This is a genomic window from Mesorhizobium sp. M0938, assembly GCF_040319125.1.
Lineage (GTDB): Bacteria > Pseudomonadota > Alphaproteobacteria > Rhizobiales > Rhizobiaceae > Mesorhizobium > Mesorhizobium robiniae.
Genome location: NZ_JAMYNS010000006.1, coordinates 37,704 through 59,310, shown reverse-complemented (window position 1 = coordinate 59,310; position 21,607 = coordinate 37,704). Strand labels below are relative to the sequence as shown.

Below are 21,607 nucleotides of genomic sequence, written 5' to 3'. Positions count from 1 at the left end.
GGGCGTCCATGCTATCCGCCGAGCCGGAAGTATTGTCCAGTTGCGGAGAATTCAGATCCGCTGGTCTCGATTTCCTCGAGAATTTTGGGCAGCAGCACCGAGACCGGGGTTGGCCCGGAGAACGCCGCAGCCTGAATATCCTGTCGACCTGTGATGACCATTATGATCTGCGGCACGGGCTTGCCGGCCGCCTTGTCGGCGGGGTCGAGACTGGTCGGGATGTTGAAAATGGCCTTGTCCGATTGCACCACGATACGATCGTCGAGGCTGAATGCCATGCCCTCGTGGTCGATCAGCAGCACGCTGGAAATGAGGCCGCCATGCGTCACCAGCGTACCGCTGATCGGCGAACCGCTCGGCACCGACGTCCGATCGAGAACAAGCCGCGGCTTGTCGGCCGCTGTCTGATCCAGAAAGCGCAAAAAGTTGGTGACTTCGCATTGGGCGGGTTCAATGAGGCGGACGCTGATGTCCGGTTCGACATGGAATCTTGCCTGGAAATCGTACATCATTCGCTCGAATGGCGGGACCTCCGTTCCAAATCCCTCGATCGCGGCAGCCTTGTCGGTTGCCGACGTCAACGCCGCATAGAAACAATCGCCGCCGCTGAAGTCGCGCACCCAGGAGACCCGTTGCGCCATCGCATCGACGGGAGGAGCCGGCGGAGCTTCCGGTCGGGGCACATTCAAGGCGACGGTGCCGTCGTCCGGCGACTCGCCTGCCTGCTGTTGCGGCGCACGCCCCACCTTTAGCGCCTGCTCTGCGGCCCTGCGCGCGGCGTCGAGCTTGGCCCTCTCCGAAGCGAGCCGCGTCGCCTGCTCCGCCTTCTGACGCTCTTCCTCTTCGGCTTGTGTCTTCGCCGCCGCTTCGGCCTCTCGCTCCGCTTTGGTCCTGGCTTCAACATCAGCCTTGGCTTCCTCCGCAGCCTGTCGCTCGGGCTTCCGGCTCTCCACGGCATCGGGCTGGACCGCTGGCGCCTGGGCTTTTTCGGCTGGTGCTACAGGCGCTACCTCGGCGGCCGGCGGAGCTGCCTGCTGGCTGTTGCCGGTCACCGCATCAGGCTGAATTGCCGGCGGAACCGCTTCGGGTGGTATTTGCACCTCGACTGCAGACGGCTCCAAGATTTCCTCGGTGGGCGGGGGGACTTTGGCCGGCTGTATCGGCTCCGGCTGCTGTCTGGCCTCGGCATCGGCCCGATTTTCGACGGGCGGCGCAGCGCCGTCCGGTTTTGGCTGCTGGGCTGGAATCCGCTTTGCCGGCTCATTGCCAGGCGGGCTCGCAGCGTCGTCCGCCGGGGCCGGCTTTGGTGCTTCTGGTGCCAAAAGCGGTGTATCGCCGGCGACCGGCGTGGAAGGTGTCATCAGGCCGCTCAGATAGACGCCTGCGCCGGAGACCACAGCCAGCGCCGCCAAGGCAGCGATTGCGATGTTGCGGGTCTTTGCAGGCTTCTGGGGGGCATCATGCGTGACCGCGCGCGAAGGAGGGGCGACCTTCGAAGGCCGCGGTGCGGACAGATGCGCCGGCCGGACATGCGGGACGAAGCGCTGCTCCCCCGATTTCGCAGCAGTTGGCAAGCCGTGCCCGGCGGCTTTGGAACCGGGCGCGACGGTTTCGCCGGTTCGCGGCAGACCAGTCCGGGCGCGAGGTGTGATGGACGGCGGAGGCGTTGTCTCCTCGCTGTCGTCACGCGTCAGCCTGGCGATGTCTGCCATGCTGACTGGCCGATCCCGCGGGTCCGGTTGCAGCATGGCTTCGACAATGTCGCGAAAATCGGCATCGATGTCGGACAGGTCCGGCACGGTTCGGCGCTTTTCAACGATCTCAAACTGGGAGCCGCCCATATCGATCGGCTTTCCGCGCAACGCAGCGGCCAGCACCAATCCCAGGCTGTAGATGTCGGACTGCTCGCTGACGTCGCCGCCAAACAGCCCGAGCTGTTCGGGAGAAACGTAGCTGTACTTCCCTGCGAACTTTCCGCCGATCAGGGTCTCTCCACCGACGGTCGCCGATCGCGCGATGCCGAAGTCGATGATCTTTGCACGGTCGACCCGGCCTCCTGGCAGGATGATGTTATCCGGGGAAAGGTCGCGGTGTATTGCTCCTGCCTGGTGCACAGCGCTTAGACCGGATGCAAGGCGGTGGCAGAGCTTGCGCACGTCTTCCGTCCGCATCGCGCCACGCCGCATGACGTCGAACAGCGATTCACCGTCGACGAATTCCATGGCAAGGTAGGGCCGGGCGATCCCGGGATCGATCGTGAAGACGTGATATCTGACGACCGCGTCGTGCGACAGGTGGTTGAGGATCGAGGCTTCCTTGCGGAACAGAGACAGGATCGTCTGGTCACGGGCGAACTCGGGCAGGACGATCTTGATCGCGACGTGGTCACCGGTCTGGATGTTGTGGCCACGGTAAACTTCACCCATGCCCCCGGACGCGATCCGCTCGTCAAGTTCGTAGATGCCGCTGAGTTGCGTGCCGACGGCGGTGTTTGCCAGGCCAGGCGATATTCGCGTCTTGTCGTCGGCGCTCATCAGCCTCCAACCTCCGCGGATGGATCAGGACGGGACCCGTTGCTGCCGTCTCCGATCTTCACCAGCACAATCGTGACATTGTCTGTCCCGCCGCGCGCCAGCACCGTCTGCAGCAGGTTTTGGCACGCCGCCTGAGGTGTCGCGGACACCGCTGCCGCCTCGATCTCGGCGTCGGTGACGTGCGCCGTCAGCCCGTCGGTGCTCAACACGAAAATGTCCCCCGTCATGATTTCGCCTTGCTGGAAGTCGATGACGATCTCGTCGCTGACACCAACCGCATGTGTGATGACATTGCGGCGCGGCCAGGTGAGCGCTTCGGCCGCGCTGATCATGCCTCTGTCGAGAAGTTCCTGAACTTCGGTATGGTCCCTCGAAATCTGCGAGATCGAGCCGTTGCGGATCAGATAGACCCGGCTGTCGCCCGCCCATAGGCAGGCAAACCGCCCATTCATAGCCAGCAAGGCAGCGACGGTGGAGCCTATGGTTACGCCGCGGGACTCCGATATCCCGCGGATCTCGGCATTGGCCCGACTCAGCCGGTCCTCGAAGCGCGCGCGAAGATCCGGTGCCGAACTTGCGATGCCGATCGTTGCCAGATGATCGACGATGCTGGCCGAGGCGACTTCTCCGGCATCATGTCCGCCCATTCCGTCGGCCACGACCCAGAGGCCGGTTTCCGGCTCGACCAGATAGCTGTCCTCATTGAGCTCGCGGACACAGCCTCTGTGGCTAACGCCGAAGCTTTCAAAGGGAAGGGCGACATTGTTCATTTGCCACCAAGCGCTTCGCAAGCGTCCTCCGCGGCGCATTTTCCCGCGCTCGCTCGCGCCAGTTTGCCACAGGCGCGGATATTAGAATATCGAAATCAACGTCCGAGCGTCTGCGGCCCCTGGATGGCGTCATCATGCTGGAAAGCCCGAAGGCCATCTCAAAAGGCCTTTGGGCAGCTGAACCCGGAAAGCGCGGGAAGGAGGAGGGGGTTGGGGTCCGAACCGGTCTGGATCCTATAGGCGACATCGCGCCCGCCGATCACGAAGCGGGCTTCCGTATTGCCGCCGGTGCTGGTGATATCAGCCTTGTCCAGCAATCGCTTCAGCGCCCACGGACCGTCGAACTTGATGGCGGACTCGCGGCCTGGCATTTCCGGCGTCAAGCTCAGGCTGGCGGACGCCGAAGTCCCGCTGCTCGGCCAGGTCACAGTGCTTGGCGCGTTGCCTGCCTGGTTGCTTTGGACGATCTGGCCGTCGACGTCGAGATTTGCCGCATCGGCATCGCCATGCAGTGAAACCGGCGTAAAGGTGACGCTTACCGACGGGACAGAACCACCGGAGGGAAAGAAGGCGTTGCGGATTTCGGCAGCAAGCTGGAAGTCCTTCAAGGTCGACTTCGGAAGGTCGCGCCCCAAGCGCGCATCCTGTTTCCAACTCCAGTCCTGGCCGGTCATGTCGATCAGCGATGCGAGATTCTGTGCGAAGAACCGGTCCATCAGCCCGCCCGGAGCGAACAGTTTCGAGAAATCCGCCATTGCGATGTCCTCGGTGCCATTGCCGGCGAAGGGATAATGTCCGTTGACCGCCTCTTCGCAGGCGCGCGTCACCGTCTGGTCGAGCATCTGGTTCAGATTCGCTACCGAGGTTTCGGCGACGTTGCCCTCAAACTCGTCGGCCGTCGCGTTGACCATCCGCGCGAGCTGCTTGGGCAGACGCGAGACATTGGCGCGAAGGGTGGATATCTGCAGTTGCAGATTGATGTTGACGCGTTCCGTCTGCGAAGGAACGTCTGCCGCCAGTTGCAGGCTCTGGTAGATGTCACGGAAATTCTGGGTCAATGCATCTATCGGGCGGCGTCCGGCAGGACCGTTCACCAGCGTCTGGAATGACCTGAACTGCGCTTCGATCTTTGCTCCGGGATGCTGTGCGCTCGAGGACCCTGCGCCGGCGCGGCTTTGCGATTTGCCTGTGGCAATCTGTATGCCGATGCGCGCCAAGCCCTTGGCGATATCTGCAGACGTCTGCGGCTGGTTCTGAACCGCGCCGGATTCTAGCTCGGAGGCTCTGTTGCCTCCGGCTTCCCGCGTCAGGGCTGTCTCGTCCGCTATCGCCGTAAAAAGCTGGTCGATCGGCGAGGTTGGCGACGCGGCGGCGGAAAGCGCGAAATAATGCGGCTTGTCCTTCAGCATCGCTTTGAACCTCAATTCATCGAGAACGGCGTTCCAGGCCGCGGTGAAATCGTTTCCGTACCGATCGAGAAGTTCTGGACCGAGCTTGAGCAGTTCCTGATCGATGCCGCCTTGCTCGCCGCCACCGCCGAGGACCCATTGGTCGTCGACCAGCATCTGCGCGACGCGCGAGAGTTGCCCGAGGTAGAAGTCGTTGAAGCCGGCATGGGTGTAGATGCCGGGAACACCAACATCAGCCAGATCGCTGCCGTCTATGCGCTCGAACAGCAATTTCGCTTCCGGGCCACCTTTCGTTGAAACAGAAAAATCGTCCAGCGCTGCCGCGTATACAGCCGACTTGATCAATGCGGAGGCGCGATCTGCCAGGCTCATCCGCCCGAGCGAGCGCTGGGCGGATTCGACAAGCGGTCGGTTGAGTTCGAAAACCGGATCATAGGCGTCGTCCAATGCAAGCATGGCGCGCAAATGCTTTTCGAGCTGCGCCCGTCCCTCGCGGTTGTTTTCGCCCGGATACCGGTTCTGCTCCCAATCCTGTCTCATCCAGGAAACGATCAGCGCGTCGTCGACCTTTGGCGCCTTGCCGCCAAGCATCAGATAGATTTTCAACGGTTCGTAGAGCGCGGCGGGGTCAGCCATCTTGGCCTGGATCGTCCGCTCGGCCTGTATCAACAGGCGCGCGCGGAACGTGCGCTCCAGCGCTTGGCGGTATGCGGTTTTGGACGCCGAAAGAAGTCTTTCCCGCTGGCTGAGGCCGAACGTCTCCTCGACCGGTGTTGGCAAGTCGCCGGTTTCGAACCCTGCCGGCAGATTGCGCAACTGGTCGAGCGGGCCAATGACGTTTTCGAGATCGACATCGGTGACCTCAGTACTTTTGAGCAGCGGGCCCGCTGTCTCGCGATACTGGTTCATCGCCTGGGTGGTGGCGGCAATCAGCGACCTGTTGGCTGTGTAGCTCATGGCCAGGGTGCCCAGGGCCGCCGCGGCGATCAATGCGATTATGCCAAGGCCGCCATATCTGGCGATCGCCGCACGCCTTTCAGCCGATTTGTCGTGTGAAACCCACCCGGCCTCCGCAAAAATGACGCGGGTGAGAAGGTCGTGCAAAAAGAAGCTCTTGCCGGTGCCGGACAGATGCGTCCCGGGACTGCCGCCGAAACTGCGGCCGATTGCGCCGAGCACCTGGTCAATCGGTGTTCCTTCCTGCGTGCCTGATGAAAAATAAAATCCACGCAGACTGACATTCACCTGGCTGCGGGCCGGATCGAACAGGCTAGCGACGAACGTGGCAATCCGTCCCTTCAGCGCGCCAAATTGCGCCGGAAAGCCGAAGAGGGCTATGCGCGCGACTGGATCAGTCTCTTCCTGCAGGCGGTCGGGGACCTCCTCCGCCAGCCGTCTTGCCAGTGCTTCGAACTCGGCCGGGGCCGCGCCGACCATGTTCTTGCCGCGATCCGTGGTCTGGAATGTCGCGCCCCACACCTTGCGCCGGCGCTGTTCGTCGAACCCGCCGAAATAATCCATGAACCCGGAGACAAGGTCCGCCTTGGTGAAAAGCAGGTAGACCGGGAACTGGACTTTCAGCGTTTCGTATGTTTCCCGCAAGCGGCTGCGTATTTCGACGATATGGGCGTTCAATTGCTGATCATCGAAGCTGATGAGGTCGGCAAGGCTGATGGCCAGGATGACGCCGTTGATCGGTTGCCTGGTGCGGTATCTCTTGAGCAGCGCTAAAAAGGCAAGCCAACTTTTTTTGTCGCTCTCGGCCTGCGAATCCTGCGTTGTGTAGCGTCCGGCGGTGTCGATCAGCACGGCCTCGTCGGTGAACCACCAGTCGCAGGACCGTGTGCCGCCGATACCGGCTACCGGCTGGGCGTCACCCGACCCGGCAAGCGGAAATTTCAGGCCCGAATTAACCAGTGCCGTCGTCTTGCCTGCGCCCGGCGGGCCGATGATGATGTACCAGGGGATCTCATAGAGGAAGTTGCCCCTGCCGCTCGACCGCTTCAGCGTCGCAATGGCCTCCTTCATGCGGGCCTCGAGCATCTGCGGCTCGCCATCTCTGTCGTCGCTGCGGACGATTGCCGCCTCGAGCGCTTTTTGCGCCTTTCGCATTTGCCAGAAACGGAAGCCGTAGAAGAGCGCCGCGATCGCCAGGGTGACCCCTATAATCGTGCCACGCAGCCAGACGGAGCCGAGCGGGCGGGTGTCGGCAAAGCGGATCAATGGCCCGGCAAACCAGACGGCTGCTGCGAAACCGGCCAGCGCGATGACGCTGAATATCTGCAGCAGCCAACGCGTCATGGGCGCTTCCAACCGGCCGCGATCACAACGTCTCCTCCTTTGGGATCATCACGTCGACACGGCGATTCTGAGCGCGGCCTTCCGGGGTCGTATTGTCGGCGATCGGCTCGTCCTCGCCCTTGCCCTCGACCGTGATCCGCGAAGGCTGGCTGAATTGCGGCGCCATCATTGCTTCGACAGCCTTCGCCCGGGCGACGGAAAGGTCGAAGTTGGATTTGAACGCGCTCGATTTTCGCGGTTTTATATTGTCCGTATGGCCGACGATCCGGATCGGTCCGGGCTCGGATTCCAGCGCGGCGGCGATGTCCGCGGCTATCGGTCCAAACTCTGGCTTTATCTCGGCCCTGCCGGATTGGAACAGCAGGAGATTGTTGATCTCCACGACGATGAACCTGCCTTGCGTGCCGACGATCAGCCCGCCGCGCGCGATATCCTTGGCCAGTGCGGTACGGATGCGATCGATCTGGGTGGCGGGGGCGGCGACAGGCGGGGCGACTTTCACCGGTTCGGCCAACGGCGCCACGCTGGCGCGTTCGATGGTGACCGGCGTCGATGGATTGAGGGCCAGCAGTTGGCCGGCAACGGCTTCGCCCTCGTTGGTGATGAAGACCCGCAACGTGAAGAACGCTGCCGTCAGCAGCGCCGATGCAGCTGCCGCAACGGCCCAGAGCGGCAGCCGGGTGGACGATTTCGTCATTGTCGCCACCATGCCCTGCCAGTGCGGCGAGACCTCTTCGTTGGTGCGAGCCCTGAAGTAGCGAAGCGTCTCGTAGACGTCGCGTCGGACGCGTTCGAGGTCGGTGTCCTCGCGCGCCAGGCCTCGATATTGGCCTTCGAACCCCAATGACAGGCAGGCATGCATCAATTCGAGCAAATCGTAGTGTGCCTCCGGCGTGGCCAGCACCTTGTTCAGCGCTTCAAAAAAGCCCGTACCGGTGGGTTCGACGTGAAAGAACCGCGACAGCATGCCGTGCTGCGCCCAGTCGTCACTCTTCGGCCAGGGCAGGTTGCCGATCAGATCGTCAGCGGTTTCGCAAAGGGCGAATATTGCGATCCGGGCATCCTCTTCGGGAACGCCTGACTTCTCCATTGTCCGGTCGAACTTTTCAATCGTATCGGCGACATGCTCCGCCAGTGGCTCCGCCTGTCTTTCGACTGACAGGAGCCTGAGCTGGCCGAGCAGCATCAGCAAGGGCGCGGCCGCGGCGAGGATCGGGTTTGCGGCGGAATAGCTGACGCTGTCCGCGGCATCGAGCAGAACATCCTGCTGCATGGCTGGCGTCGCCGCGGAAGAACCGGTTGCCATCGCGGCATCGGAAGATGCGCCTTGATAGATCACAGTTCCGGATATCCAGCCCGGGGGCGCATGCCGGCCAACACCTGGATCGAAAATTGTTGAATCCTTGACTGGGGAGGGATCGCGCTGCCCGCCGCCAGTAACAGGCCCCTGAGCAGCTGGCGCCGATTTTTGCTCGCGTCGTGGATTTGCGCGAATGACCGTTTTGCCCGCCGGGCCGAAAGGATTGTCCTTCGAGCTCATTGCAGGTATTCCGTCCAGCTGCGATGCCCGCGTTTGCGCCAGATGGGCGCAGAGCGGTTCCTGGTCATATGCAGGAAGTGCAGGCGCTGCTGACGAGGGCAGTGTCTGGAAGAAAGTCGGCTACAAAACACTATCCCGCCGTAACATGACATTTGCCGCAGACCCCTAGGTCAATCAGCCTTACCCGCTGGCGAACTGTCGTATGTGATCGTAATCTCAGAAGCTGTCGATTGGAACCTAAAGCAGTGCTGCCAAAGGATTTTTCTTTGTCAACTTAAGCGCCGCGCGTCCTTTTGGACCGCAAAGGACTTTCCAGTTGCCGCCTAATTCGTTTCGCAACCAAAGGTCAACGCAGCAAACGATCCGATTTCCGGGCATGCGCCCGTTTTAGTCTTCCAGCCTATTTTTGCTTGTCGGCCTTGGCATAGGCTTCGCTGAAATAGGACAGGAATATATCCAGCATGCCGTTTTCGTGGGCTTCCTCCATGGTCCGCCATTTCGCGACAAAGGCATCCCAGGCCAGGCCCTTCTTCGAACTGAACGAGGTCGGCGGTAGCTTTTTGCCGATCGCCTCGGGCGACAAGTCGTCAAGCAGCCGGGAGAGAGCAGCTTGCATGGCTGCGTAGGTGGCAAATTCGTGCGTCTTGAGATCACGGAATGCGTCTTCGATGCTGCGCTTGGCATCGAGATAGCCGGCTCTGCGCCGTGCGAACATGATCTCAAGGATGTCGTCGGTTCCCGGGACGAACTTTAGGGGATTGTTGTCCTCAGCACTTATCATCGTCCGGTGTGTGCTCTTGGCCAGTATCTTCGCAGCCGCCCGTGCTTTCAGCAGCAAGGCCAGCTCCTCGACCATCGTCCGCAGCACCGCGCCGATTTCGGCAGCAACTTCATGCTTGTCACGCGATTGAAGCAATTCCGGTGAAATGCCGGCTGCGATCGCGATTACCCGCAGCACCTCGTCTGCGTCAGGGCGGCGGGGTGCGGACCCCGCCGAGGGCGGAGGAATGGGCTGCAGCAAGGAAGACGTCGATGCTGGCGCCTGCTGCCCGGCCCGTTGCTCCGCCGGACTGAAGAAAGGCTCGTTGCCGAAGTCCAGCGGCCGGCCCGTGGCAACCGGCATTTCCCGTTGCGTCGAACCGCGGTTGCCTTGAGCTTGGCCTGTCGCAGCTCGCTCGTCGTCAATCGCTACGGAGATGACGTAGCGGCCAATCAGCAGCCGGTCGCCATGACCGAGCCGATGCGGGCCGGCCATGCGCTGGCTCGATCCGTTGATGAAAGTTCCATTGCGCGAGACATCGTGCAGCCAGAACGCGCCCGCGTCGTACCTGATCTCGCAGTGCCGGCCGGAGATGAATTTGTCCGGGTCGGACAAGGTCCAGTCACAAGCCTCGCGTCCGATCTCGAAGCTGCGGTCACGGGCTGCATAGCCGGTTGAGATGCCAGCGGGCAGGGCGTCGATATTGTTGATCTGCAGCCTGATGAACATCCAAAATCGCCGTCGATCGCCGATCGATACGCTACCATTCTAGCAGCTTGCAAGTATAACAGGACAGCAGCGTTTCAAGTCGATGAAATCCATAAGGCAAGGTTTAACTGCCGCTCGTTCTTTTTGGTCGGCAGGAAAACTTGTGGTAGGCTCAACATGGCGTGGCGTTCCTGAAGGTGATGCTGATCACATAGCAGGAACTCCAAATCCGCTACACTGGCGGCGGCGTCTAGGAGGGGCACGACCCATGCCGAACGAACGTGCTACGGTTGTGCAGACACCGGTTGGCGCCGAGTTGTTGACCTTCACCCATCTTGTCGGGCGCGACGAGATCAGTCGTTGTTTGGCCTATACTGTCGGGTTCGTCAGTAGCAGCCCCGATATCGACCCGCTCAAGATGCTGGGCGGTGCTGTCTCGATCGAAGGTGAATCCGATCCGAAACGCTGGTTCAGCGGGCTGATCTCGGAATTTCGGCTCACCAGGATCGAGGATAGGCTGGCATATTACGAAGCGGTCATCAGGCCATGGCTCTGGTTCCTCGGCAACACGACTGATTGCCGCATTTTCCAGAACATGAGCGTCATCGAGATCGTCGAGGAGGTTTTCTCGAAATACAGCACGGCAAAATTCGAGAAGCGCCTGCAAGGATCCTATCCGCCGCGCGAATACTGCGTGCAATATGACGAGACCGATCTCGATTTCGTGCAGCGGCTGCTCGAGCACGAAGGCATTCTGTATTTCTTCGAGCATGACGATGGCAAGCATACACTTGTGCTCGCCGATGCGATGAACAAGCTGAAGCCCGCGCCGGGCTATGAGAAAGTACCCTATCACTTTGAAGGGCAAGGCTCCCGGCGCGATGTCGAGTATATAACGGAATGGATACCGGGGAGTTCGGTGCGGCCGGGCGCCTATGCGCATACCGACTATGATTTCCAGAAACCGGGCGCCGACCTGATGGCCAAATCCGCCCAGCCGTTCGGTCACAAATTGGCGGCGGGCGAAAACTACCGCCAGCCCGGCGCGCATCTTGACGTTGGCCGCGGCGATAGCCTGGCTGCGATCCGCCGCGAGGAAATCCAGGCCGTGCACCAGCGTATCGCTGCTGTTGGAACCGTGCGTGGGCTGTATTCGGGCTGCACGTTCCAACTGGACGGCTTCCCGCGTGAGGACCAGAATCAGGAGTACCTGGTGGTCAGCGCCGAATATAGGCTGTTCGATCCGGGCTACAGGGCCCTTGCCGACGTCGGCAGCGAGAACTTCAAGGTGATCCTCGGCGTGGCGCCGGCTGCCTTGCCCTATCGTCCGCCACGGATCACACCACGACCGATCATGCGCGGTCCTCAGACGGCGACGGTGGTTGGCCCATCCGGTGAGGAGATCTTCACCGACAAATATGCCCGGGTGAAGGTCCAGTTCCATTGGGATCGTCTGGGCAAGAAGGACCAGAACAGCTCCTGCTTCGTGCGCGTCTCGCAGACCTGGGCCGGCAGCGGCTGGGGGTTCATCCAGATACCGCGCATCGGCCAGGAGGTCATCATCGATTTCATCGAAGGCGACCCGGATCTGCCGATCATCACCGGCAGGGTTTACAACGCCGCCCAGATGCCGCCGTACGGTCTGCCGGGCAGCGCCACGCAATCCGGCTGGAAGTCGGACTCCTCCAAGGGCGGTGGCGGCTATAACGAGCTGATGTTCGAGGACAAGGCCGGCTCCGAACTGGTCAATTTCCAGGCGCAGAAGGACCACAACCTGCTGATCAAGAACGACCGCACCAAGCTGGTGCAACACGACCAGTCCGACCGCATCGACCACGACGCCAAGCACTCCGTCGGCCACAACCTCGACGAGGACGTCGGCAACAACAAGACGGTCAAGGTCGGGGTCGACCAGACCACCGACATTGGCAACAACGATACCGAGACGGTGGGGGTCGATCGCTCGCTGACGGTGGGGTCGAACGAGACGATCAATATCGGGTCGAACTCGACGGAGACGATCGGCATAGCACATACGCAGACTGTCGGCGCCGTCCAGACGGTGACGGTCGGCGCGGCTCGGGTCGATTCAGTTGGCGCATCCGAGACCCGGACCGTGGGCGGCCCGCAAGCCAATACAATCGGTGCGACACGGTCGGTCACGGTGGGTGCGGCGCAGAGTCACGATATTGGTGCGGACGACAGTTGGCAGATCTCTGCGGCGCAGAGCATTCAGATTGGTGCTGATCAGGGGATTAAGATTGGTGGGGCGCATAACACCGAGATAGGAAAGACACGGACGACCAAGGTCGGCGGCGATCAAACGGGCGAGGTCGGCGGAGGCCACCTGTTGAAGGTGGCCAAAAAGAGCCTGACTCAGGTCGCCGACGACATGACGATTGCCGTCGGCAAGAACATGACGATCGAGGTGAAGGACAGCATCACGCTCAAGTGCGGTAGTGCGATGATCATCATGAAGAAGAATGGTGAGATCTTGATCAAGGGCAAGGATATTTCTGTCACCGCTTCAGGCAAGATCAACGCGAAAGCATCGAATAATATCACCATGAAGGGCTCGAAAATCCTCCAGAACTGAGGCTAGGCATGAGCACTGTTGTAGAACGGATCGACGGCGTGGTTATTGGCGTGTTCCTTGGCTTTGGAGAAAGCGGACCGTTGGTCGTATTTCAGGGCAATCCGGAAGAGGCGGCTTTGTCCGCGCGCAGCTTGGCCGAACTGCATTTCGACATGATTGGCTCGGAAGTGGCGCTGCTGTTTGAGAATGGTGACCCACGCAGACCGCTGATTGTCGGCAGGATTGTAGAGCCGGCGAAGAAGCAGGCGGACACGCATGTAGTCCGCGATGGCGAGACGGTAAAGATTACAGCGAGCGAGCGGCTGGAACTGCGTTGCGGCAAGTCGGTTATCATTATGGAAAAAGACGGTCACCTGACCATCCGGGGAACCTATCTCGTCAGCCATGCCAGCGCGGCCAATCGCATCAGAGGCGGTTCGGTGAACTTGAACTGATGGCGAAGGCTCCCATTATCAAAAACATTGTACGCCAGCACGCGGAAATGGCGGCGCACCTTTGGAATATTTACGATCAACACTTACTTCACCCGGGCGATAACCCGGACATGGACGAGGAGCGCCTGTCGCGGCTGGTCGAGCGTCTGGAGGCGCACCTTGATGGGCTTCGCACTGCGGAAGACGCAGGCCGCGAGATCGCACAGGCGCTTTATGCCGAGTTTCCCGAGGCGGGGGAACTGTTCGTGGTGAGGATGCTGAGCTCAAGCCAGCCGCTCAAGATTGCGAACCTCGATCTGGAGCGGGTTCGAGCGTACTTGGCCACTACTCTACCGCAGCATTCTAGCTAAAGGACAGGCGTCAAACGGCTCCAGGAAGCGCCGTCATACAGTTGGACGGCGCTCCGGTGCATGGCGGCAAGTCCCGCCGCCGAGGGCGAGACACTGAGGCAAGACGTGTCCAGCGCCGGAAGCGGATCAGGAAAATCCACAAGCGCGTTGCCTTGCAGAACGTAGAGGGAGTTATCGTTCAGCACGAGTGGACGCCCATTCCACTGTTTGACGTCACCCCATCCGTCCTGCGGTTGCTCTGTGGCCAAGACTTCGTCGAAAGAGCGAAAATCGCTCGTGCGCCAAATGGTGCCGGTAGAGACGAAGATCAGCCAGCTTGACGCACCTTCGACGAGAATCGGCGCCGCTATGCCCTCAACGTCGAACTCGTTCTCGGTCCATGTTCCATCGAACATGCGAATGGTCAGAGTGTCATCGCCGACTGCAGCCAAGATGAGGTCGGCCAAACGGTCAGAATCACCCTCGTCGTCAGCAGCTTCGATCTCGTCGGTGTCCTCGTACTCGGAAACATTCAAGCCTCCGAAGATGAAGCTGTCGGCGGCAGGGCCCGGAGCCACCGTGAGGAGTGAGGGCGGGCTCGGTGGCGCGTCGGATGACGGAGGCGCGCTAATGTCTTCCCACCCCGAATCGACCCGCCGACGGTAGACTTGGCCGCCGAATCCCATTGCAAAAAGCCAACCGCTCGCCTCCCCCAAAGTGGTCATCCTGCCGAGACCGCGGGAGTCGTTTCGTGAGTATCCGGACCCGGGAACGATCTCGGACTGCGCGCTTGACGGTGTTAAGAAATAGACGAGTCCTTCCGCTGTAAGGCATGCGGCTTGACCCAGTGCTGCCCAGTCGGCGGACAAGCAGATCATGGACGCTATCTCCTCAAGGCCGGTGATTTCCTTCAACACGATCTGGTCGCCCTCGGCGCGTCCAACAGCGACCACGGATTCGTCCTCGTCGGCGTCGTCGGTTTCAACGAGCAGATAAAACGTGCCGCTGTCATGCAGGACACCGCCAATGAGGGGAGCTTTCTCGGTCATTGATTGTTCATCCTTCCGGCAGCGCTGCTGCTTACGTTGGACAGGCTCTTTTCCGCCCTGATATCGGCGTTTTCGATGTCTTTCGTTGCTTTCGTCACTTCCTCGACCGCCAATTTATAGCACTCTTCATCCAGAACGCCCTTCTTCACAAGCTTTGCCAGCGAAGCAAAAGATTGCCGTCGAACTTTTTTGAGTTTGGCGAGGCCGCGATTTCTGGATCCTCTGTTACGGCTGGTTCCAAGCTTGGTGAGCTTGTCGTCCAGGTCTGCGTGAACCGCAAAGTCCCCCGCCGCTTTGCCGGCCTTCGTCCCGCAATGGTTCTGCGGCGGAAGGCAGATACAGATACCTTCGCCGTGCGACGGGAAACCGTTGTCCTGATTCATTCGGACGTCGCGCGGGGTCTTCCGTCCACGGACTTTCTTACGTCCCGAACGGAAGCAGCGATCAGGAATGACATGATGGAACTGCCCGGGTGGTTTCTGTGCGGCACATTCCGCCTGCTTCTCTTCATATTTGCCGACAATGCATTCAATCTGGTTTGGTGCAGCCGGCGCACCTGGTTTTCCGATCTTTACGCTAGGAGCACCACCTGCCGTCGGAGAGGCATGGTCGTTGCTTGAGAGGTCTGAGAACCGACTGATCGGCTCGGCATCCATCTTAACGTTGCCAGACCACGCATGGGCATATTCCTTGCCTTTGTTCACCGATGTGATGAGATTCTTCTTCGGCGCACAGCCGGCTTCATTGCCTGTGCATTGGGTGTAGTAGGACTTGTTCTTCTGCGTGACGGTCTTGCCGCCGATCTTGACCGTACCGGTGCCCTTGTCAGTATCTCCGTCCATGCCGAATGTCGGATAAGGAACAGGAACGCCGGGGGGCGTAGCCGGCGTCTGGGGCGGAGTCATGCAGACATAGGGGAACGCTGCGATCACTTGGTTTGCCTGCGCCTTGCAAGCAATCTCGAGCCCGTTCGCGAACACCGTCATCAGGAAGCTCTCGCCCCCAGCAATGCCGCGCCACAGGCACCGGCATCGTTGGACGCTTCCACAAGAACCGGGTTTCCAGCTTCATAACCTTTCTTGGCTGCCATCCATGCCATGCCAAGCATCAGCGGCACCACGGCCGCACCAATATTCCCAAGAGATTCCGCAGGCGACCATAAGTCCTGGAACTCGTGCCGCTCTCGCAGCAGCCGGATGCTCGCCAGTGCCGTTTGCTTGAACCAGTACTGCTCGCCTATCAGATCCGAGATCCGGTATCCGAGGCGGTTCAACTCTATGCCGGCCTCGCTGAGCGCCGCGCGATAGGCGGTCGTCATTCCGTCCGCGCGGAACGGCAGCTCGTGGGGATCGTAGATAGGGGCCGGATCGCGTGACAGGCCTAGACCATACAGGCTAAAGCCGCGGCCTTGGGCACGCGTGCAAAGCACGGCGGCGGCCGCTTCCCCAGGGATGAAGCCATTCGGATTGTTGGAAATAAGCAGGCGATTCTGGCTGAGGTAATGATCGATTGACAATGATGTCAAATAGCTGTCGACGCCGGCGATCATGACATAGGACGCTTCGCCGGCAGCAATCAGCCGTCGTGCCCGGTCAAGCGCGACATGCCCGGAGGGACGGCCGTAGGCTACGACAGCCGGCCGCGGACCGGCATTGAACTCGGCGATTTCGGTGATTCGGCGCACCAACGCGGAGGGTTCCTTATAGGGGCACCCGGGACGTTCCGTTTCGGGAAGACACAGGATTAGCGCTGTAGCGCCGCGCGCCTCGGGCACCGCCTCGAAGGCTTCACAGATGGCCCCCGCCGCCAGATGTGCGATGCGGTTTTCGCCGATCCAGTTGCGAGGCAGAGGTACCGGTGCTCCGACCAGCCATTCTCCGCCTGCATCGACAAATCTGGTTTCCTGAAATCCGTCCAGCCTTGCCCGCATCGCGGCGCAACTGGACGGCGCGTCCAGTCCGACGGCCGTTACCATTCCGACCGAAACGATGTCGAGGCTGGCGCTCATGCGGCATCGGCCTCCCTATCGTCATCCCGTGCCGGTAGATCGAAGGTGCGGATGTAACGCTTGCCAGTTGCTTTGGCGCGTAGCATTCCCCTGGTCGGTGGGCCGACCCAACCTTCAGAGAAATCGAGGATCGTTCGATGAATCCGCTGCGACACGCGCCACACCAATGAGAAGCGTCTGTTTTCCGGGTCGAACAGGATGGTGTCAGGGTGAATACTCCCTTCGAAAACCTTCGCGCGACGCTTGAACAGAGTCATCGGCAGTGCGGTGTCCGGCAACCTGAAACTCACCCGGCCCTCAGACGTAAGGTTGACCAGTTGTACCTCCTCGCCACCCCTTGGGTGGTCGATCTGCTGGTCGAGCGGCGCCATCTGGAAATAGCGTTCGTCGAAATCGGGCGGCAGGAACGGAAAGGTGTTTTTCGTCCAGTTGTCGTCATAGGTGCCGCCATATTCGATGCGTCCCGGCCAGCCACGCCCCATCGGTCCGAAGCTCATCGGCTTGTAGTCGCCGAAGGGCGAACGGATTTCTTCGCCGACAGCTTGCGTATTCGGCAGCCGCAAGCCGGGAATGAGGCGCTGGTTCTTGGTCCGTGACCAGCCGGTTCCGACCGGATTGTACTTATAGCTGGCGGGAAGCTTGTCCTCCGGGTCCAGTCTGTCGACGCCACCCCAGGCAACGTCATAAGAGATGGGCAGTTTCAGGAAGGGCTGTGGCGACGTGGCGGTAAAGACCGGGCCGATGGAGCGCCATTCGCGGTGACCGACGACCTCGAACAGTTTTGACCAATTGCTGACCTTGATACCGACCGGCACGCGCTCCGCCGGGCGTCCGCCCGGCGCATACGCACAGCCATTGGCAATCACGTCGCAGCGCGGCTTGCGGAAGGCGAAATCGGTTTCCCACAGCGTGGCCGAATAGCCGGGCACGCCGGTTTGCGTGTCGGCCATGACCAGTGGAATCTGCTCCGCCGATTTCTTCACCGGTCCGCCGGGTGATGCGGGAAAGTCGAATGTGCCCTTGACCACCACGACGATCCACTCATGGCCGGCCTTGTCCATGCCCATGGTGAATTGGTGCGGATACCCCATCTGGTTCCAGATCTGCATCAGCTGGTCTCCCAGTTGCCGGCGAAGATTTGTTCAAGCGTCGCTTGCGGCGATTGCGGGTCGACGTCGAAAATGTCCGAGTGGGCGGTCCACATCACCATGTCGTCGATGACATCTCCGTCCTCCTTAATGGATGGCACCGGCAGGGCGGTCAGTGCGGCATCCAGTTCGTCGGGTGTGAGCTCACCGCGTTGGGCGGCGAAGGCCGCAGCCTCGATGCTGTCGAACCAACCGTCGCCATGAGTAAGCTGGAAGGAAGCATCGGAGAGCTGCGCGACGACACTCAGCGGAAACTGCCTCCCGACCCTGTCGGCGCTCTGCAGAACAATGCCTGCCGATGCGCCGAAGCAAGCCGGGCCGGCCAGGAAGCGCAACGCGGTGCTGCCGGGCCACCCATCTCGGCCCATCAGCGGGACGATGTGGAGCGCCAGCCAGCGGTCCCAGACGCGCACAAAGTCCCCCGGCAGCCGCCGCGTGACGAAATCGCCGGTGGCAGGCATTTTGCCGTAGAAGCCGGGCAGGATCATATCTGGGGCGGACATGAGAACTTCTTGAACATCTGAAGATTGTAGGGGTTCTCGACGCTTGCCGCCTTGAGTTCGAAATCGGCGTACATGCCTTGCGTCCCCAATCGCAGGCTATAGACATCGGACAGCGACGTACCGGTGAAGCGGCCGCTGCGCAGCATCCGCAGCCATGCCCAGCTGCCGGTCTCGTTGAGCATGATTTCGGGTGAGCCGTCGATCGGCTGGAAGGCAAGCGAGATGACGCCGGTGCCGTCCTTGCCGGGCCAGGTCATCGGCTGCGGACGCGTCGCGTTGTTGAAGTAGACGAGGTTCTGGCCATCGAGATTGAGCGTGACGCGTGTGACGTTCGGAGACAGATCCTTGGGCTCGAGCGTGAAGTTCATCACCGGGCCGGTACCGCCGGGAAAGAGGTCGTCGCGAATCCGCCTGGCCTGTTCGAACGCCGCCAGAGCCGCCGGGTCCAGGCCGAAGTCGGCACGCCATTTCCATGGTTGGCTCGCGGTGTCGACATAGCTGATCAGGTGGTCATTGATGAAGGCGTCTATCATCCCGGCGGGCCCGAATAGGCGAGAAAAATCGCGGACGTTGACGTCGACCGCGCTTTCAGGACTGAAGGGATAACGGTCGTTCAGCGCCGCCTGGCAGAATGGCAGGATGTCGGCGCGCCAGATGGCGTTAAGCTCCGAGGTGACCGCCTTCTGCGTTAGGCCGCTTGTATCGCCGGCGATGCCGCCGAGCCAGTCGTCGACCGGATCGGGCAGGATCTGCGCTTGCCTGGCGACCGCTCCCGTCAATTCGGCGAGGCCGCCCTGCTTTTTGATGGCGTCCTGGGGGTCGGGATTGGCCGTGACCGTCTGCAGCACGTTGGACAGGGCGGTCAGGGCCACCACCGCTGCGTCGAGTGCCGGCGGCTGGCCGTCAACTTCGGCGATTGCGCCCTTGAGCGGCTTGAAGTGTTCGGCCACAAGATTGCCGGTAAGATCCACTTCGTCGGGGGAGCCGGCGCGTGGCAGCAGTTTTGCGCCCGTCTTGACGATCTTTCCCAGCTTCCCCAGCTTGCCGAGCAGTTTCGAGCCGCCCTTGGCCGCTGCCTTGTTATCGGCGGGTGCTTCGTCGGATCGGGTGAGGTCGGTCTCCTGAATGACTGCCGTAAGCAGGCGTTTCAGCGCGGAATCGGCGCTTGAAAGGTCCTTGAGATTCTCGCTGGCGACATTCAGGTCGGTCAATGGCGCGAGCGTCATATCGCGCAGGAAACTGTCCCATTGGGCGATGTAGTCTTCGTAATAGAGCTTCAGAATATCCTCGGACAGCGCCGAGACAGAGGTTTCGGAATTTTCCGAGCAGCCGCCGGCGAAGACCGCCCGATCCAGCGCCGCCTGGGCGGCGACATCCTCTACCCGGTCGAGAATGGCATCGTGAAAGCCGGAATAGGTGAATGCTCCCGAAATGCCGACGCGAAGCGTCTTGTCGGAACGCCGCGCAAAAACCTTGCCGCCGTTGGGTCCGGCGAAATTCGCGGGGATCCATTCCTTGAGCCCGGCCACCGCCGGGTCGGCCAGCAGCTGCCTGTAGGCACGCGCCGGCAACGAAATCGTGCAGACTGTTTTCAGCGCCTCGGCAACCAGCGCCTGATCCGGCGCGATATAGCTGTCGTCGACCGCCATGCGGCGGATCGCGGCAAGCTGATGCTCCTCCGCGTCGGCGGTCGGGAAGGGCGCCGCCGGTGCGAATTCGGGCAAGTCGTTCACCCACCAGTTCTGGACGAAATCGGGATCCATCTGCGACAGGCCTGTCATCATGCGATAGGTCTTCAGCGCGCCCAGCATGAAATCCGGATCGCGGATCTGCCGCCACATGGTTGCCTCGAGCAGAGCGATCATGTGCGGCTCGAGAACGTTGCGCAGAGCGTGGTCGTAGGTGTCGGCCTGCGCGCGCAGCAGCTCCGCCGAGGCGGACGGTCCGAGCAGATCCTGGGCGCTGCCAGGCGGTGCGGTTCGGGCATTTGCGACCTCGGCCATTGCGTTCAGCGCGCCATCGATGGCCGGCTGCTGCACCGACGCCGGGGTTGCCGCGACCGTGGTCAGAGGCGTCTGCAGCGCCTCGAACTGGCTTGCCTGCGCCGCGATCGCATTGCGATTGTCATAATAGGACCAAGTGAACATTGCGCCGGCCAGCAGCGCCGCGGCGGCACATGCGGCTGCGGCGCCACGCCAGATCCAGGTGCGGCGGCGCTGCGCCAGCGGATCGAATGTCCCCAGGCCCGCTTCCCTGAAGATGACCTCGGTCAGCAGGTTCTTCAGGAAAAAGCTGCGTTTTTCGACGCGCTGCGCCGGCATGGCCCGTCGCGGCGGAAGGCCGAAGGAAGAAGACAGCGCCGCGGCCAGCCGGTCGATGGGCGCCCCTTCCTGTGTCGCTGACGTCAGATAGAGGCCGCGCAGCCAGGCGGCTTCCTCGTACCGGCTTTGGCCGAACATTGCCTCGATCAGCACCTGGATTGGTTCGGACAGGCTCGCGAGCTGGGCGGGAAACCGGAAGATCTCAGCGCGGGCGGCGAGTTTGTCCTCGTCCTCCAGGCGCGGCACCAGCCGCCGCTCGAGTTCCGTCGCCAGCGTGGCGATTTCCCGCTCTATGGTCTTTGCGTCGACACGCGCATCCAGCGCGAAGGTCGTGCCCCAGACCTGCTCGCGCGAGGCCGTCGAAAGGCCGCCGAAGAAAGCCTCGAAACCCTTGATCAGGTCGGCCTTGGTCAGCATCAGATAGACAGGAAGGCGGATTTCGAGCCGGTCGTTGAGCTCAGCCAGCCGACGGCGAATCTTGCGGCCATGTGCCTTGATGGCTTCGTCGCCCTCCGAAAACACGTCGATCGATAGCGCGACGATCACCCCGTTCAGCGCCCGGCGACCCCGGTGTTTCTTCAAAAGGTCGAGGAAACCCAGCCATTCCGCCGCATCGACGTCGGGCTGGCTCTCCTGCTGGACATAGCGGCCAGCCGTGTCGATCAAAACCGCGTTCTCCGAAAAGAACCAGTCGCAGTTACGCGTTCCACCAACCCCCTGCAGGTCGTCGGTGAGGTCTATCGGGAAGTTCAGCCCGGACTGCCGCAGGGCCGTGGTCTTGCCTGTGGCCGGCGGCCCGACGATCAGGTACCAGGGCATCTCGCGCAGGAACTTGCGCCCGCCCAGCTTGCGGCGCTTCAGTTCGGCCATCACTTCGGCGAACTTGGCACCGACGGCGGCGACGTTCTCCTCGCCTGGGCTGAGCGGCTTTTCCACCGCTGGCGCGGCGATCTCGGCGACGAACATGCGGTTGGCGCGGATCGCCCGGCGCTGGGCGACGATCAGCCAGATCAGCCAGAAGATGACCAGCAGCGCAATGATGACGATGCGTACATTTTCCGAGGCGAAGGGTTCGTAGGCGCCAACCCTGACGATCGGACCGAATACCCAGATAACCAGGGAAAGCAGCGTGATGCCGATCAGCGTCCAAAGCCAGCGCGATGTCAGAACCGCCCAGAGAAAGCGCAGGATGAACAT

14 protein-coding genes are annotated in these 21,607 nt (G+C 61.5%); 3 read left to right on the top strand and 11 right to left on the bottom strand.

Annotation, left to right across the window (positions count from 1 at the left end; all coding sequences use genetic code 11):
- Positions 1-11 precede the first annotated feature (11 nt).
- The 5 genes from NKH73_RS12235 to tagH all read right to left on the bottom strand — a co-directional run bounded on the left by NKH73_RS12235 (position 12) and on the right by tagH (position 10,043).
- On the bottom strand, positions 12-2,534 hold the full coding sequence (locus NKH73_RS12235; protein WP_352931648.1) for a serine/threonine-protein kinase: 2,523 nt from the start codon (positions 2,532-2,534) through the stop codon (positions 12-14).
- The gene (locus NKH73_RS12230) at positions 2,534-3,304 is read right to left on the bottom strand and encodes a PP2C family protein-serine/threonine phosphatase (RefSeq protein WP_352931646.1); all 771 of its coding nucleotides are present in this window, start codon (positions 3,302-3,304) and stop codon (positions 2,534-2,536) included. Before NKH73_RS12230 ends, NKH73_RS12235 begins: the two co-directional genes overlap by 1 nt.
- A gap of 158 nt (positions 3,305-3,462) precedes the next feature.
- Positions 3,463-7,014, bottom strand: coding sequence for a type VI secretion system membrane subunit TssM (tssM, locus tag NKH73_RS12225; RefSeq protein WP_352931644.1), 3,552 nt, complete (start codon positions 7,012-7,014; stop codon positions 3,463-3,465).
- Between the two features lie 22 nt (positions 7,015-7,036).
- Positions 7,037-8,554 carry a type VI secretion system protein TssL, long form gene (gene tssL / locus NKH73_RS12220; protein ID WP_352931643.1) on the bottom strand — a complete coding sequence of 506 codons (1,518 nt, stop codon included), beginning with the start codon at positions 8,552-8,554 and terminating at the stop codon, positions 7,037-7,039.
- Positions 8,555-8,954: 400 nt separating this feature from the next.
- Complete coding sequence (gene tagH / locus NKH73_RS12215) at positions 8,955-10,043, bottom strand: type VI secretion system-associated FHA domain protein TagH (RefSeq protein WP_352931641.1); 1,089 nt, start codon at positions 10,041-10,043, stop codon at positions 8,955-8,957.
- Positions 10,044-10,290: 247 nt separating this feature from the next.
- On the opposite strand from tagH, the gene NKH73_RS12210 reads away from it, so the two are divergent.
- From NKH73_RS12210 to NKH73_RS12200, 3 genes are read left to right on the top strand one after another with little or no spacing between them, the layout of a single operon-like run.
- Positions 10,291-12,618: a type VI secretion system Vgr family protein gene (locus NKH73_RS12210; RefSeq protein ID WP_352931639.1), complete on the top strand. Its 2,328-nt coding sequence runs from the start codon at positions 10,291-10,293 to the stop codon at positions 12,616-12,618.
- 8 nt (positions 12,619-12,626) lie between these two features.
- On the top strand, positions 12,627-13,052 hold the full coding sequence (locus NKH73_RS12205; protein ID WP_352931637.1) for a DUF6484 domain-containing protein: 426 nt from the start codon (positions 12,627-12,629) through the stop codon (positions 13,050-13,052).
- Positions 13,052-13,402, top strand: coding sequence for a hypothetical protein (locus tag NKH73_RS12200; protein WP_352931635.1), 351 nt, complete (start codon positions 13,052-13,054; stop codon positions 13,400-13,402). The genes NKH73_RS12205 and NKH73_RS12200 overlap by 1 nt, the downstream gene beginning before the upstream one ends.
- On the opposite strand, the gene NKH73_RS12195 is transcribed toward NKH73_RS12200, so the two are convergent.
- Genes NKH73_RS12195 through tssM (NKH73_RS12170) form a run of 6 tightly spaced genes read right to left on the bottom strand, consistent with a single transcriptional unit; the run spans position 13,399 to position 21,607 of the window.
- Positions 13,399-14,430, bottom strand: coding sequence for a hypothetical protein (locus NKH73_RS12195; protein ID WP_352931633.1), 1,032 nt, complete (start codon positions 14,428-14,430; stop codon positions 13,399-13,401). The genes NKH73_RS12200 and NKH73_RS12195 overlap by 4 nt on opposite strands.
- The gene (locus NKH73_RS12190; RefSeq protein WP_352931631.1) at positions 14,427-15,416 is read right to left on the bottom strand and encodes a PAAR-like domain-containing protein; all 990 of its coding nucleotides are present in this window, start codon (positions 15,414-15,416) and stop codon (positions 14,427-14,429) included. Before NKH73_RS12190 ends, NKH73_RS12195 begins: the two co-directional genes overlap by 4 nt.
- Positions 15,416-16,438 carry a beta-ketoacyl synthase N-terminal-like domain-containing protein gene (locus NKH73_RS12185; RefSeq protein WP_352931628.1) on the bottom strand — a complete coding sequence of 341 codons (1,023 nt, stop codon included), beginning with the start codon at positions 16,436-16,438 and terminating at the stop codon, positions 15,416-15,418. Before NKH73_RS12185 ends, NKH73_RS12190 begins: the two co-directional genes overlap by 1 nt.
- Complete coding sequence (locus NKH73_RS12180; RefSeq protein ID WP_352931626.1) at positions 16,435-17,547, bottom strand: DUF2169 family type VI secretion system accessory protein; 1,113 nt, start codon at positions 17,545-17,547, stop codon at positions 16,435-16,437. The genes NKH73_RS12185 and NKH73_RS12180 overlap by 4 nt, the downstream gene beginning before the upstream one ends.
- On the bottom strand, positions 17,547-18,074 hold the full coding sequence (tagF, locus tag NKH73_RS12175; protein ID WP_352931624.1) for a type VI secretion system-associated protein TagF: 528 nt from the start codon (positions 18,072-18,074) through the stop codon (positions 17,547-17,549). Before tagF ends, NKH73_RS12180 begins: the two co-directional genes overlap by 1 nt.
- Positions 18,071-21,607 (bottom strand): type VI secretion system membrane subunit TssM, encoded by a 3,537-nt coding sequence (tssM, locus tag NKH73_RS12170; protein WP_352931622.1) that lies wholly within the window; start codon positions 21,605-21,607, stop codon positions 18,071-18,073. Before tssM (NKH73_RS12170) ends, tagF begins: the two co-directional genes overlap by 4 nt.